General features: G+C 57.6%; 12 protein-coding genes. 8 read left to right on the forward strand and 4 right to left on the reverse strand.

The features are described from left to right. Positions 1 to 255 precede the first annotated feature (255 nt). The 3 genes from ACR0I8_RS04265 to secA form a co-directional block, all read right to left on the reverse strand. Positions 256 to 1,812, reverse strand: coding sequence for a phosphate ABC transporter substrate-binding/OmpA family protein (locus ACR0I8_RS04265; protein ID WP_170689505.1), 1,557 nt, complete (start codon positions 1,810 to 1,812; stop codon positions 256 to 258). A 24-nt stretch (positions 1,813 to 1,836) separates the two neighbouring features. Next, on the reverse strand, positions 1,837 to 2,745 hold the full coding sequence (locus tag ACR0I8_RS04270; protein WP_170689503.1) for a hypothetical protein: 909 nt from the start codon (positions 2,743 to 2,745) through the stop codon (positions 1,837 to 1,839). 100 nt (positions 2,746 to 2,845) lie between these two features. Next, positions 2,846 to 5,563: a preprotein translocase subunit SecA gene (gene secA, locus ACR0I8_RS04275; protein ID WP_170689501.1), complete on the reverse strand. Its 2,718-nt coding sequence runs from the start codon at positions 5,561 to 5,563 to the stop codon at positions 2,846 to 2,848. A 176-nt stretch (positions 5,564 to 5,739) separates the two neighbouring features. On the opposite strand from secA, the gene ACR0I8_RS04280 reads away from it, so the two are divergent. From ACR0I8_RS04280 to mutT, 3 genes are read left to right on the forward strand one after another with little or no spacing between them, the layout of a single operon-like run. After that, positions 5,740 to 6,588 (forward strand): peptidylprolyl isomerase, encoded by an 849-nt coding sequence (locus tag ACR0I8_RS04280; RefSeq protein WP_170689500.1) that lies wholly within the window; start codon positions 5,740 to 5,742, stop codon positions 6,586 to 6,588. 6 nt (positions 6,589 to 6,594) lie between these two features. After that, positions 6,595 to 7,821 carry a bifunctional glutamate N-acetyltransferase/amino-acid acetyltransferase ArgJ gene (gene argJ, locus ACR0I8_RS04285; protein WP_170689498.1) on the forward strand — a complete coding sequence of 409 codons (1,227 nt, stop codon included), beginning with the start codon at positions 6,595 to 6,597 and terminating at the stop codon, positions 7,819 to 7,821. Further along, positions 7,818 to 8,216: an 8-oxo-dGTP diphosphatase MutT gene (mutT, locus tag ACR0I8_RS04290; protein WP_170334201.1), complete on the forward strand. Its 399-nt coding sequence runs from the start codon at positions 7,818 to 7,820 to the stop codon at positions 8,214 to 8,216. Before argJ ends, mutT begins: the two co-directional genes overlap by 4 nt. A gap of 60 nt (positions 8,217 to 8,276) precedes the next feature. Here the strand turns inward: mutT and ACR0I8_RS04295 are convergent, their stop codons facing one another. After that, the gene (locus ACR0I8_RS04295; protein ID WP_170380261.1) at positions 8,277 to 9,221 is read right to left on the reverse strand and encodes a sterol desaturase family protein; all 945 of its coding nucleotides are present in this window, start codon (positions 9,219 to 9,221) and stop codon (positions 8,277 to 8,279) included. Positions 9,222 to 9,609: 388 nt separating this feature from the next. Here ACR0I8_RS04295 and ACR0I8_RS04300 point away from each other — a divergent pair, with 388 nt between their 5' ends. From ACR0I8_RS04300 to ACR0I8_RS04320, 5 genes are all read left to right on the forward strand, one after another. Continuing rightward, on the forward strand, positions 9,610 to 11,553 hold the full coding sequence (locus tag ACR0I8_RS04300; protein ID WP_170689658.1) for an AMP-binding protein: 1,944 nt from the start codon (positions 9,610 to 9,612) through the stop codon (positions 11,551 to 11,553). 79 nt (positions 11,554 to 11,632) lie between these two features. Next, complete coding sequence (locus ACR0I8_RS04305) at positions 11,633 to 12,451, forward strand: ABC transporter ATP-binding protein (RefSeq protein WP_170689496.1); 819 nt, start codon at positions 11,633 to 11,635, stop codon at positions 12,449 to 12,451. A gap of 29 nt (positions 12,452 to 12,480) precedes the next feature. Further along, positions 12,481 to 13,467 carry a branched-chain amino acid ABC transporter permease gene (locus ACR0I8_RS04310; RefSeq protein ID WP_170462900.1) on the forward strand — a complete coding sequence of 329 codons (987 nt, stop codon included), beginning with the start codon at positions 12,481 to 12,483 and terminating at the stop codon, positions 13,465 to 13,467. Positions 13,468 to 13,469: 2 nt separating this feature from the next. Then, positions 13,470 to 13,727 (forward strand): hypothetical protein, encoded by a 258-nt coding sequence (locus ACR0I8_RS04315; protein ID WP_170380264.1) that lies wholly within the window; start codon positions 13,470 to 13,472, stop codon positions 13,725 to 13,727. Positions 13,728 to 13,730: 3 nt separating this feature from the next. Next, on the forward strand, positions 13,731 to 14,807 hold the full coding sequence (locus ACR0I8_RS04320; protein WP_170380265.1) for a branched-chain amino acid ABC transporter permease: 1,077 nt from the start codon (positions 13,731 to 13,733) through the stop codon (positions 14,805 to 14,807). Positions 14,808 to 14,818: the final 11 nt, after the last annotated feature.

A 14,818-nucleotide genomic window follows, 5' to 3' on the forward strand; every position in this document is an offset into this window, starting at 1 on the left:
CGATTGCCCTATCGACTGAAATTGCTATCTGGTTTGAGAGTTCCAGGTTGTCCGATTCATATCGATGAGGACAGTTTCTCGCTTTCGCCCATGTTGCCTCTAGCCAAATGCGTCACAGGGTCTTACATTTTTTTGCGTCTCGCCGGAAAAAGCGTCGCGTATCTAGAGATCATACATGGTCTCCGCGCGGCTGGCGGAACCCTCATTGCTTGCAGAGGCGGTTTCGTCCGAGTTTCTGTCCGACATCGTCACTCTCTAGTTCACCCAAACCTCAACCCGGCGGTTTGTTTTTCGGCCCCACTCAGTGTCGTCGCAGGCCATGGGCATCGCTTCTCCGAAACCTTCGGTTGTGATCTCGATATTGTCGGGGATTTCGGTCTCAATGGCGGCCAGAACCGCATTACGCACGGTTTGTGCCCTGCGATGAGCGATCCGGGCATTGGCGCTAGCGCCTCCATCCCCGTCGCTGAACCCGGCAAAGACAAGCTTGCGAGGGGTCAAACTGCCGGATTCAAGCGCCTGGGCCAATTGCAGAATATTAGACCGCGATTGCGCATCCGGGCGAGAGCTTCCCGGCTCGAACCGGAAGGAGATCGACAGTCTAGACAATGGCCGCAGAGTTTCGACCATGTGTTGAAGCTCTTCCAGTCCGACCTCGGCCCCGCCGGAAACGATCGCATTGGCGAGCCGATTGCCTTGCAGCCCCATGGGCAGGTTCTCGGTCGCCTGATCGACAAAGCCGGCCTGCCGTATGGCCATCTGCGCGTCGGCTGAGCGGGTATAGGCCAGAAACTGGCGCGCGATCCGAGGCAGGCGGCGTTGTGGCAGGTAGAGAAACATCGGAGAAGTCAGCGGGTAGTCCTCGGTCTTGATTGACTGGCGGGTCGCCGCAAGCGCATGTCCGCAGCCGCCGGCCAAAGGCAGTGCGCGGGTCGGGCCCGAGGCCGCCTGCGTGGTGATGCCGATCGCGAACGGGTCGTTTGCCACTGCTTGGACAAGATCGCGATTGCGCTGGTGGCGGAGAACGCCTTCCGACAACTCTGTCTGAGCGGGGCGCAAAAGCTGATCCTCGACATCCTGGGACAAGCCTGAACCGGCGTCTGGCGTGTGAAGGGCAATCGGAGCGTCCGGCCCTTCCAAATCTGTCCAGTTGGTGATCTCGCCCGACAGAACACGGACCAGATCCGCAGGTGAGATCTGTTGAACGGTGTTCTCTGGCGCAACCACCGGCACGATCGCATCCAGCGCCACAATCCGCGCGCGGCGGGGATGGGTCAGATCGCCCAGACCTGCGGCCTCGGCCGCGCTGCGTTCCTCATCCCGGATTTCGCGTTGCGCCATCACGATATCAGCGTCGTTGTCCATCAGGTCGGCAAACCCCTGATCCGTCGTTCCAACGCGAAAGAACAGGCGGGCCAGAGGGGCCGTGCGGTCTGGCTGGCGCAGCTCATAGGCAAAGCTGCGTTCATCCACGCGCGATGGGGTTGCTGTCAGACCCTCTTGCCGAGCGAAGCCGATGATCAGGGCAGGCAGGACCGTCTCGGCCATGACGGATGATCCCGAGAACCGGACCTCGGCCACGAAATCGGTCAGGCTGGGGCAGGCCGGGCCGTCGCATGTGACGCTGGACCCATCAACCGTCAGCTCTCCGAACTGGGTGTCGACACGGTAGAATTCACCGTCAAAGCCCAGCAGGGTGCCGGAAACTTCGATCTTGCCATCATGCGATGTCAGAACAATATCCTGTGCGGCGGCTGAAACAGCCAGCGAAACAGAAAACAGTACGGCCAGCGCCGCACGAATACGTGTCATGAGAAGGTCGAGCCTGCCTGCGGTTTAATTTGCCGCGATTGTCAGGTCTTGGAACAGATTATTCAACACCAGAAACTCACCGACTTCGGTACACATCGGCATAGTCAGGATCAGATCGCGCGACCGCAGCCGGCGATCGCTGCGCAGTTCAAGCGACTGGACGTTCAGATCGCGGCCACAATTGGCTTCGGTCACTTCGGTTTCAACCGTCAAAGCGACCGAGCCGGATTGTTCCGAACGCGCAGCCGGGAACGAGTAAATCTGGATATTCTGTCCATCATTGAAGCTCGCACTTCCCAGGTGGACCACGGAACCCGCGCCCTGCGATGCGCTATTGGCCGAGATATGCCCCTGCTCACCATAGCTAGCACCAAACTCCAAGGCGTGGATTTGCAGATCGGTCTGACCCTGCCATTGCAATGCGACCCGGTCGAATTGGTCAATGTCCATGATGTGAGTGGTGGCGACCGTGCCGGTCTGATCCTCGAATGAGATCAGGAAAATGGCGTATTCGGACAGGGCCGGAATGGTCAGGTCCAAGGCACCGTTTTCGTCGGTTTGCTGTGTCAGCGTCAAACCGCTGTGGTGAATCTCAACACGTTCGTTGCTGCGGCAGGGGGCCTTGATCCGCAGCCGTGCATTGGCACCCATTTGGGCGGTGGCACGCGCGCTGATGCTGCAGTTGGTGTGCTTTTGAGCTGCCTTCGGCGCAGGGCGCTCAATCGGTTGCGAGGGGGTCTCGTCAGAGGAAGAGGTTTGCACGATACGCTCAAGCCCGGCAATGACCGAGGCCTGATCCGCGACAGAAGCCACGGCGATGGGTTCCTGCGCGCCATTCGGTTGCGCAGGCGCACCATATTGCATCAGGTAACCAATACCCAGGGCACAAGCGACCGTGCCGCACATGGTCACGTAATTTCTGACTACGAACAAAACACCCTCCCCAGTTGAAGGAGCGAGTCGCACTCTCGTTAAAAATCGCGGCCAATTTGTGGCCGCGAAGCGGAGCGATTGTGACTGGTATTTGTTGACGTTAGGTCAATCGGCCGTGGCAGTGTTTGAACTTCTTGCCCGAACCACAGGGGCATTGATCGTTGCGCGATGGATTGCCCCAGGTCGAGGGATCATTCTCGTCAAAGCCAGGCAGTGCATCCCCCGACGCGACCGCCTCGGCCTTAGCTTCAGCGGCACCTGCGGCCTGATCAACCGCTTGCTGAGCCTGCGCTTGCTGGGCCGCCATCTGCGCCAACATCTCGCGCTGTTCTTCTTCGGTCAGCGGGCGCACGCGCGACAATTGCTGGGTCACGGTTTCGCGCAAACTGTCCAGCATGCCTTCGAACAGCTGGAAGCTTTCGTTCTTGTACTCGTTCAGCGGATCGCGCTGGGCGTAGCCCCGGAATCCAACGACCGAGCGCAAATGTTCCAGCGTCAGAAGATGCTCGCGCCATTTGCCGTCGATAGTCTGCAGCAGAACCTGTTTTTCGATGTTGCGCATGTTCTCGGGGCCGAAGGCGACAGCCTTTTGCGCCATCATCTCATCGGCGGCCTTAACCAGACGCTCACGCACCTGTTCATCATCTACACCTTCTTCGGCGGCCCAGTCCTGAACCGGGGCATCGATGGTCAGCTTTTCTTTGATTGCCTCATGCAGCCCATCGGTATCCCACTGATCTGCATAGGATTTTGGCGGCATGTATTCGTCGATCAGATCGTCGATCACCTGCTCGCGCATGTCCGAGACGATCTCGGACAGGTCGTCGGCTGACATGATCTCGCGCCGCTGGCTGAAGATCACCTTACGCTGATCATTCATCACGTCGTCGAATTTCAGAACGTTCTTGCGCATGTCAAAGTTGCGGCCTTCGACCTTGGATTGCGCGCGTTCCAGCGATTTGTTGACCCAGGGGTGAACGATGGCTTCGCCCTCTTTCATGCCCAGCGTGGTCAACACCTTGTCCAGACGTTCCGAGCCGAAGATGCGCATCAGATCGTCTTCGAGGCTCAGGTAGAACACCGTGCGTCCCGGATCGCCCTGACGGCCCGAGCGACCGCGCAGCTGGTTGTCGATGCGGCGGCTTTCATGGCGTTCCGAGGCCATGACATACAGACCACCCGCATCCAGAACCTTTTGTTTTTCCTCGGCGTGCTTGGCCTCCTCCGCAGCGCGCAGCTCGGCTGGGTCGGCCTCGGGCTTTTCGGCAAGGGCCTGCAGAACCTTCATTTCCACATTGCCGCCCAGCTGAATGTCGGTGCCACGACCGGCCATGTTGGTGGCGATGGTGACCGCACCGTAGCGGCCCGCATCGGCCACGATCTGGGCCTCTTGTTCGTGCTGACGGGCGTTCAGAACGTTGTGTTCGATCTTTTCCTTGGTCAGCATCTGGCTTAGAACTTCGGATTTCTCGATCGAGGTGGTGCCGATCAGAACCGGTTGACCCTTTTCCTGGGCCTTCTTCGCCTCAGAGATAATCGCGCCGTATTTTTCCATCGCTGTGCGATAGACCTGATCGTCTTCGTCCAGACGGGCAATCGGACGGTTGGTGGGGACTTCGACCACGCCCAGACCGTAGATCTCCTGAAATTCTTCGGCTTCGGTCAGCGCGGTTCCGGTCATGCCGCCCAGCTTGTCATAGAGGCGGAAATAATTCTGGAAGGTCACACTGGCCAGCGTCACGTTCTCGGGCTGAATCTGGACGTTCTCTTTCGCTTCGATCGCTTGATGCAGACCTTCCGACAGGCGGCGACCCGGCATCATACGGCCGGTGAATTCGTCGATCAGAACCACATTGCCATCGCGTACGATATAGTCCTTGTCGCGCTGGAATAGTTTATGCGCACGCAGGCCCTGATTGACGTGATGCACCACGGTGGTGCTTTCGGGGTCATACAGAGAGTGCCCCTCGGGGATCAGGCCCGCGGCGATCAGTTGCTGTTCCAGAAACTCGTTGCCCTCATCGGTGAAGGTCACGTTGCGGGATTTTTCGTCCAGCGAATAGTGATCGTCACTCAGGCTCGGGATCAACGCATCAATTGCGGTGTACAGATCCGACCGGTCCTGCGCCGGACCTGAGATGATCAGCGGCGTCCGCGCCTCATCAATCAGGATCGAGTCGACCTCATCCACAATCGCGAAATTGTGGTATTTCTGATAGATGTCAGCCATATTGGCCTTCATGTTGTCGCGCAGATAGTCGAAGCCAAGCTCATTGTTGGTGGCATAGGTCACGTCACAAGCATAAGCGGCTTTCTTCTCGGCATCTTGCTGGCCCGACCAGATCACACCAGTGGTCATACCCAGCGCGGCAAAGACCTTGCCCATCCATTCCGCATCGCGTTTGGCCAGGTATTCGTTGACCGTGACAACATGCACGCCCTTGCCGGTCAGGGCGTTCAGGTAGGCGGGGAAAGTGGCAACAAGTGTCTTGCCCTCACCCGTCTTCATCTCGGAAATATTGCCCTGATGCAGGAAGGTGCCGCCCATCAGCTGCACATCAAAGGCCCGCAGACCCAGTGCGCGTTTGGCACCTTCGCGCACGTTAGCAAAAGCTTCGGGCAGCAGGTCATCCAGGCTCTCGCCATCCAGCGCGCGTTTGCGCAGCTCGGCGGTTTTTTCGATCAGACCCTCGTCAGAGAGTTTTTCGAACTCGGGCTCCAGCGCGTTGATCTTTTCGATCAGGGGGCGGGTCGCCTTGATCTTGCGGTCGTTCGGTGTTCCGAACACCTTTTTGGCGAGCGTTCCGAGTCCCAGCATGTTCACTCCAGCGGATCTGTTCTTGTCTTGGTTGCGACAGGCTTGCCCACCTTGCGCGCAACCCATAGATACGGGGGGTGAAAGGCGGCCCTGTCCAAGGCTTCAAAGCGATGTAAGCGGCAGGTTCTGAAGTGTCAACGCTGCGCCCTGTCGCGGCAAAGAAATAGGATGATTCCATGCCCAAAGGCCTCACTTTTCTGCCATCGCTGGCTTTGACTGCCGTGATGGCGCTGCCGCTGGCCGCCGAAACCAAGCCCGATGCAGGTACCGTTCTGGCCACGGTCAACGGGGACGAGATCACACTGGGTCACGTTGTCGCCACCGTCGCGGCGTTGCCGCAGCAATATCAGCAGATCGAGGACGATGTGCTGTATGACTTCGTGCTTGAACAGCTGATCCAACAGCAATTGCTGAGCCAACAGCAGGAAGAGCTGACCCAACAAAACGCTCTGACGCTGGACAATGAAACACGCTCTTTGCTGGCGGTGCAGACTGTGAACGCCCTGACCAACGATGTTGTGACGGATGAGGCGGTACAAGCGGCCTATGACGCGCAGTTTGCCGAATTTGAAGGTGAAGACGAGTTCGACGCCAGCCATATTCTGGTTGAGTCCGAGGACGAGGCCAAAGCGCTCAAGTCGCAACTTGATGACGGCGCCGACTTTGCCGAGATGGCGCGCGAGCATTCGACCGGGCCGTCCGGCCCCAATGGCGGTGCGCTGGGCTGGTTCGGTAAGGGCCAGATGGTGCCTGAGTTTGAAAACGCCGTGCTGGGTCTTGAAAAAGGTCAAATCTCAGACCCGGTGCAAACGCAGTTCGGCTGGCATTTGGTGATCCTGAACGACAAGCGCAAATCTGAAGCCCCCGCGCTTGAGGCCGTGCGCGATGAACTGGCCCAGACCATTCAGCAAGAGGCTATTCAGGCCCGTATTGATGAGTTGACCCAACAGGCTCAGATCGAACGCACCGCCCTTGAAGGGGTTGGTCCTGAAGTCATCCGCCAGCTGGACCTGATTCAGGAGTAAAAACCCGTGGCCACGATCACCAAAACCTCGCCGCTGGCCCCTGCCGGTTTCCCCGACCTGCCCGCGATTGACGGAGTGCGTTTTGCAACCGTTGAGGCAGGGGTGCGCTACAAAGGCCGAACTGACGTCATGTTGGCGGTTCTCGATCCCGGCACGTCCGTGGCTGGGGTGTTTACGCGCTCGGCCACGCGCGCCGCTCCGGTGCTGGATTGTCAGGATAAGATCGGCGGCGCCAGCGATGGACCAGCGGCAATTTTGGTGAATTCGGGCAATGCCAATGCTTTCACCGGCCACTACGGCCAAAACTCAGTCGCCGAGGTGACTCAAGCCGTGGCAAAGGCGACTGGTGTACCGGTTGACAGGGTCTTCACCTCATCCACCGGCGTGATCGGAGAGCCTCTGCCGCATGATCGCATCGTTTCTCAACTTGAAGCGCTGAAATCCGGCCTCAGCCGTCATGCCATCGAGGACGCGGCGCGGGCGATCATGACCACCGATACCTTCCCGAAAGGGGCGTCGGCTCAGGTCGAGATTGACGGCAAAACAGTTTCTATAGCGGGGATCGCCAAGGGGTCCGGCATGATCGCACCCGATATGGCGACAATGTTGGTTTACATCTTCACCGATGCTGTGGTGGAGCAATCGGCGCTGCAATCCATGCTGGGCGTGCAGACGGACCGGACCTTCAACTGCATCACTGTCGATAGCGATACCTCGACCTCGGACAGCCTTTTGCTGTGCGCAACCGGAGCGTCGGGTGTCGATGCCACCGGCAATGCAGCCTTCGCCGTGGCGCTGGAAACCGTGATGCTGGACCTCGCGCAGCAAGTTGTGCGCGATGGCGAAGGTGCGACGAAATTCGTAGAAATCCGCGTGACCGGAGCCGCCTCGAACGCAGATGCCAAGGTGCATGGGCTAGCGATTGCGAACTCCCCTCTGGTGAAAACCGCCATCGCAGGTGAGGACCCAAACTGGGGCCGCGTCGTCATGGCCATCGGCAAATCCGGAGCCGCAGCAGATCGCGACCTGCTGAGCATTTCCTTCGGCGATATTCTGGTCGCTGAAAAAGGCTGGGTCAGCCCCGACTATCGTGAAGAAGACGCGGCCGCCTATATGAAAGGCCAAGATCTTGTTATCGCAGTCGATCTTGGGCTGGGTGAGGGGCAATCCACCGTTTGGACCTGCGACCTGACCCACGGCTATATCGAGATCAACGCGGATTATCGCTCGTGAAAACAGTTCTGGTATCCGCTGTCGCCCTGATCGACATCGAGGGCCGCGTTTTGCTGGCCCAACGTCCCGAGGGCAAATCCATGGCTGGTCTGTGGGAATTCCCCGGTGGCAAGATCGAACCCGGCGAAACCCCCGAGGCCGCCCTGATTCGCGAATTGCACGAGGAACTTGGTATCGACACCTGGGCCTCCTGCCTCGCGCCACTGACCTTCGCCAGCCACAGCTACGACGATTTCCACCTGCTCATGCCGCTGTTTGCCTGCCGCAAATGGGAGGGGATACCGCAGTCGAAAGAAGGTCAGGCGCTGAAATGGGTGCGGGCTAATGATCTGCGCAATTACCCGATGCCAGCGGCGGATGTACCGCTGATTCCGATACTGCGGGATTGGTTGTAGTTTAGACGCAGACAAAAGCTTGAAGGCGGCTACGAGTAGCTAACTTACTTCGTAAACCCTTCAACTGCGTTGAAAGATGCGGGTCGCTTTGATCAATGGCTCAATGAAAACGCCGTAAAGCGTCCGATAGTCTTCCGTCTCAGGGCCGATGCCAAACTGAAGCTCTTCTCGGCCCTGAGGAACGTAGAGCGTTCCACCCATCCGATCCCAGATTGCGAGTCCGCCACCCATGTTTTTGTCCCAGTGTTTAGGGTCGCTCGAATGGTGGATCTGATGCATCGCCGGTGAAATCAACCACTTCTCGACTTTAGGTCCATAGCTAACCCAGATCGGGCTATGACGTAGAACCCCTCCGATAAGGTTCGATCCAAAGAAAATGATGTTGGCTCCACCGATTTGGTAGGCTGTCAGATGACTTCCGAACAAGCCCAAAAAAACACCATTTACGATTGCTGCCGAGCTTATGACCCCGACTGCAAAGAATAGCCCATCAATCGGGTGATGCCGTTCAGCTGTCGCAAAATTCAAGTGCTCTGCCGAGTGGTGAATCTTGTGGAACTCCCATAGCACTGGAATTTTGTGCTGAAGGTAGTGCAGCCACCAACGCATGAAGTCGTTGACCAGATACAGCGTTACGGTCAGCGCGACAGCAACCCAAATGGAGCCACCCGCATCCTGCAGATCCGCACCCAAACCTCTGATCCAATCGGTAGTCATAGGAGTCAGCTGCCAAAGAGCTTTAGAAATCCAATCGAGGCTGAGCGCAAAGATGACGGGATTGGCCACGAGAAGAACGTAGTCAATAAGCGCTGATCGGGACCCCCAAACCTCTTTCTTAAAGAAGACGGAAACGAACCTTCTGTCATCTCCACTAACGCGATGTGCAATGATCGCGATGCTCATTCCGCACAGGACATAAACCCAAAAAAAACGCAGATTTGCATTGCCAGTAATACCAGAGATTTTGGAGACGGCTATCTGCGCCAACTCTGATAGATCCATCATGTCGTGCCTAAACGAGGTTTCCTGTATCAGTCTTAAGTCTCATGCAAAATCGGCGGAAATATGACGCGATTCTTGGTTCCGTTACAAATGAGATACGTGTCAGTTTTGAAAACCATGCACCGGGTGAGGTTCAATCGAGACCTGATTGTCGAGACTAAAAATAGCTTTGGCAGCATGGGTTGTACGCCTCCGACGGGCTGATCGCTTCTCTGTTACAATTCGTAAGAATTGAGAAAACATCAGGCAAAACTTGACGCTGATCGTGACCGTGCTCTTAATCGGGGCATTGGCGTTCGGGCACCATCCCGGACCCGCCATTTCCGACCCGGGGAGGGGTCGGGTGGGGAGGAGAAAGAGATTGGCTCAGACGCAGTTGGGCGCTGAAGGGATGCAGTCCCTTCCGGCGCTGCTACATCGCAATGCGACAGAGTTCGGGGATGCCCCGGCTTATCGGGAAAAGGAATTTGGGATCTGGCAATGCTGGACCTGGGCGGAAGCCGCTAAGGAAATCCGCGCCATCGCGCTTGGGTTCCTGGAGTTGGGCGTTGAGAAAGGCGACCACATCGCTGTCATCGGTCGCAACCGTCCGGCGCATTACTGGTCGATGGTGGCTGCTCAGATGGTGGGCGCGGTTCCGGTGCCTCTGTATCAGGACTCGGTCGCGGAAGAGATGGCCTATGTGCTGGAACATTGCGGCGCGAAATTTGTCGTCTGCGGTGATCAGGAACAGGTCGACAAGGTCATCGAGATTCAGGAAAACCTGCATCAGGTCAAACACATCCTCTATACCGACAAGCGCGGGATGCGGAAGTATGACCACTCTCAGATGAACGCGCTTGAGGACATCATGGCCGAAGGCAGCGCTGGGCACGCGCGGTTCGATACCGAGCTGGACAAGCGCACCGCGGCGATCACTTATGACGATACTTGCGTTATGCTCTACACCTCCGGCACGACGGGCAAGCCCAAGGGTGTTGTGCTGTCGAACCGGAATGTCATTGAAAGCGCCAAGAACTCGGCCGAGTTCGATCATCTGACGCGGAACGAAGACATTCTGTCCTACCTGCCGATGGCCTGGGTGGGTGATTTCATCTTCTCGATCGGTCAGGCCTATTGGTGCGGCTTCTGCGTGAACTGCCCCGAAAGCGCCGACACAATGATGACGGACCTGCGTGAGATCGGGCCGACCTATTTCTTTGCCCCTCCGCGTGTTTTTGAAACGCAGCTAACTAACGTGATGATCCGGATGGAGGATGCGGGTAAGCTGAAGCGCAATATGTTCCACCACTTCATGGCCCATGCCAAGAAGGTCGGTGGTCTGTTGCTGGACGGCAAGCCGGTGGGCTTTGGCGACAAGCTGAAATACGCGCTGGGCAATATGCTGGTTTACGGCCCGTTGAAGGATACGCTTGGATACGGACGGTTCCGCGTAGGCTATACCGCGGGTGAGGCCATCGGGCCGGAAATCTTTGATTTCTATCGCTCTTTGGGCATCAACCTCAAACAGCTCTATGGTCAGACCGAAGCGACTGTCTTTATCACGCAACAGCCGGACGGCGAGGTGCGGGCGGATACGGTCGGCGTTCCAGCCCCTGCGGTCGAGTTGAAAATCGACGATACGGGCGAGATCCACTACCGCTCACCCGGTGTGTTTGTCGAATACTACAACAACCCGGACTCGACGGCCTCCACCAAGGATGCTGAGGGTTGGGTTGCGACAGGGGATGCCGGGTTCATCGAGGAAAGCTCGGGCCATTTGCGGATCATCGACCGCGCAAAGGATGTGGGCAAAATGGCCGATGGGTCTATGTTCGCGCCGAAATATGTCGAGAACAAGCTGAAATTCTATCCCGATATTCTTGAGGTCGTGCTGTTTGGCAACGGCAAGGATCGCTGCGTGGCCTTCATCAATATCGACCTGACGGCGGTCGGAAACTGGGCCGAGCGCAACAACGTGGCTTACGCATCCTACCAGGAATTGGCAGGCCATCCGCGTGTGTTAGAGACAATTAAGGCCCACGTGGAAGAGGTAAACAAGTCGGTCGCAGCGGATGAGATGCTGTCGGGTTGTCAGGTGCATCGCTTTGTGGTTCTGCACAAGGAACTGGACGCCGATGATGGCGAGATGACCCGGACCCGCAAGGTGCGGCGCGGTTTTGTCGAGGACAAGTTCCACGACATTATCGCCGCGCTTTATGACGGGTCCTCGAGCGTTTCGACGACAACCGAAGTGACCTATGAGGATGGGCGCAAGGGGTCGATTTCTGCGACGCTAGAGATCGTTGATGCGCCGGTTGTGTCGGTCGCGCAGCACAAGGTTGCGGCGGAATGATGGGCCGTTCGAGCGCCGCTCGACCTGCGGTCATCGCCCCGCCCGCCGTCCCGTTTTCGCGTAAGTCTGGGAGAGGCTGATGCTGGATAATTCCGAAGGATATGTCACCGAAGACGGCCGCAAGATCGGTGGTGTGGTGATGGAGATGAAAAACATCACCCTGCGATTTGGCGGCGTGGTGGCGATCAAGGATATCTCGTTTGATATTCGCGAGGGCGAAATCCGCGCCATTATCGGGCCGAACGGGGCTGGCAAGTCCTCGATGCTGAATGTGATCTCGGGGTTTTATGTCCCGCAGGAGGGGGAGGTTTGGTTCCACGGCTCCAAGCGCCCTCCGATGCGGCCGTTTGAGGTGGCACAGCAGGGGATTGCGCGGACCTTCCAGAACATTGCCCTGTTCGAAGGCATGAGCGTTCTGGACAACGTCATGACCGGACGCCTGAGCTTTATGAAGACCAATATCCTTCAACAGGCGTGGTGGAAGGGTAAAGCCGAGGCCGAGGAGACCAAGAATCGTGAGGCGGTTGAGCGGATTATCGACTTCCTCGAGATTCAGCACATCCGCAAGACTCCTGTGTCACGCCTGCCGTACGGGTTGAAGAAGCGAGTGGAGCTTGCGCGTGCTCTGGCGGCGGAACCGAAGCTGCTGCTGTTGGATGAACCCATGGCGGGCATGAATGTCGAAGAAAAAGAGGACATGAGCCGCTTCATCCTCGACGTGAATGACGAATTTGGGACGACCATTGCTCTGATTGAGCACGACATGGGTGTGGTGATGGACCTGAGCGACCGGGTCGTCGTGATGGATTACGGCAAGAAAATTGGCGACGGCACGCCCGACGAGGTGCGCAACAACCAAGAGGTCATCGACGCCTATCTGGGAGTCAGCCATGACTGACATCGGAGTAGTAAATTGGGGAGGCACCAATGCCTGAACAACTCGTATTTGCGATGGAGGTCATCCTCAACGGTCTGATGGCCGGGGTGCTTTATGCGCTGGTCGCGCTGGGCTTTGTGCTGATCTACAAGGCCTCGGGGATTTTCAATTATGCCCAGGGGGTTATGGCGCTTTTTGCGGCGATGACGCTGGTTGGGATCATGAAGGGGCAAGTGCCGTTTGCCCATCTGATCAATGCGATTTTCGGGACGCATATCCACTATTTCGGCTGGAACGTGCCTGCGCTTTTGGCGATCCTTTTGACCATGGCGGTGATGGTGTTGCTGGCCTGGGCAGTGCAGCGCTTCGTCATGCGCCATCTGGTCGGACAGGAGCCAATCATTCTGTTCATGGCTACCATTGGTCTGGCTTACTTCCTTGAAGGCGTTGCCGACCTGATGTGGGGGTCTGAGATCAAGACGCTGGATGTGGGTCTGCCCCAGGGCATCAACCTGTGGATTGATGAAACGACCTATAACATCTTCGACTACGGCTTCTTCATCGATAATCTGGACATCGTGGCTACGATCATTGCCGCGCTTCTGGTGGCAGCTCTGGTCGCATTCAGCCAGTACACCAAACAGGGCAGGGCAATGCGCGCTGTTGCAGATGACCATCAGGCGGCGCTGTCGGTTGGGATTTCGCTGAACTTCATTTGGGTCATGGTCTGGTCCGTCGCCGGGTTCGTCGCTCTGGTCGCAGGGATCATGTGGGGCACCAAATCGGGCGTTCAGTTCTCGCTTTCGCTGATCGCGCTCAAGGCTTTGCCGGTATTGATGCTGGGCGGCTTCACCTCGATCCCCGGAGCCATCGTCGGCGGGCTGATCATCGGCGTGGGCGAGAAGCTGTTCGAATTCGCCTTAGGACCTGCGCTGGGCGGCGCGACTGAGAACTGGTTTGCCTACGTGCTGGCGCTGATCTTCCTCGTGTTCCGACCTCAGGGCCTGTTCGGCGAGAAGATCATCGAGAGGGTTTAGCGATGACCAAGCTGATCGCCATCATCAACGTCATCGCATGGGCCGGGTTCTGGGCGTTTGGGTATATAGCCCTGACCTCGGACGATCTTTCCGAAGGCCAGCTGACCATCGCGGCAATCCTGGCTTTTGCGGGTCTGATCATGGGCGTTCTGGCCTATTTGAAACTGGTCCGCGCGTCTGAGGCGAGCGGATACGCCAAGGGCTCAAACCAATTGGACGCCGCGGCCCGGAACCGGGCGCAGGAAGAATGGGGAAAGTAAGACATGTTCTATCGTGAGGCCGGGGATTTCAAAACCTCGTACATTGCTGACAGCCAGACTTTCCCGATCAAGTTTGACCGGTACCGCTATTATGTCGTGCTGGCAGTTGCGTTCGGGATCATTCCCTTCATCATAAACGACTATTGGGCGAACGCGCTACTGCTGCCCTTTCTGATCTACGCCATCGCGGCGATCGGGCTGAATATCCTTGTGGGCTATTGCGGGCAGGTCTCGCTGGGGACCGGAGGGTTCATGGCTGTGGGTGCCTATGCCTGCTACAAGCTGATGACTGCTTTCCCGGATGTCAGCATGTTCATCCACGTGATCCTTGCTGGAGGTATCACGGCCTTTGTTGGCGTGTTGTTCGGCTTGCCGAGCCTCAGGATCAAGGGTTTCTATCTGGCCGTGGCGACGCTGGCGGCGCAGTTCTTCCTGGTGTGGCTGTTTAACCGGGTGCCGTGGTTTTACAACTATTCGGCTTCGGGTCAGATCAACGCGCCGGAACGGGATGTGTTTGGTATCATCATCACCGGCCCGAATGCTCCGGCATGGGCGACATATCTGTTCTGCCTGATTTTCCTGACCGTCTGCGCCATCCTCGCACGCAACCTGACGCGGGGCACCACGGGCCGGACCTGGATGGCGATCCGCGACATGGATATCGCTGCCGAGATCATCGGCGTGAACCCCCTCAAGGCCAAACTGACCGCCTTTGCCGTCAGCTCATTCTTTGTGGGCATCGCAGGGGCGCTGTTCTTTGCGGTCTATCTGGGCGCGGTCGAAGTCGGTGAGGTCTTTGGCATCCAGAAATCATTCCTGGTGCTGTTCATGGTCATTATCGGAGGATTAGGGTCTATTTTTGGGTCCTTTGCAGGGGCGGCTTTCCTTGTGCTGTTGCCGGTCGTGCTGAAGCTGATCGGTGTAGACCTGCTGGGTTGGCCCACGGACATCGTGGCGCACCTGAACCTCGTGATCGTGGGCGGGCTGATCATCATGTTCCTGATCCTCGAACCGCACGGGCTGGCGCAGCTGTGGCGTGTCGCCAAAGAGAAACTCAGACTCTGGCCGTTCCCGCACTAGGGACAGGCCCA

It is taken from the genome of Ruegeria sp. BG9 (assembly GCF_056538305.1).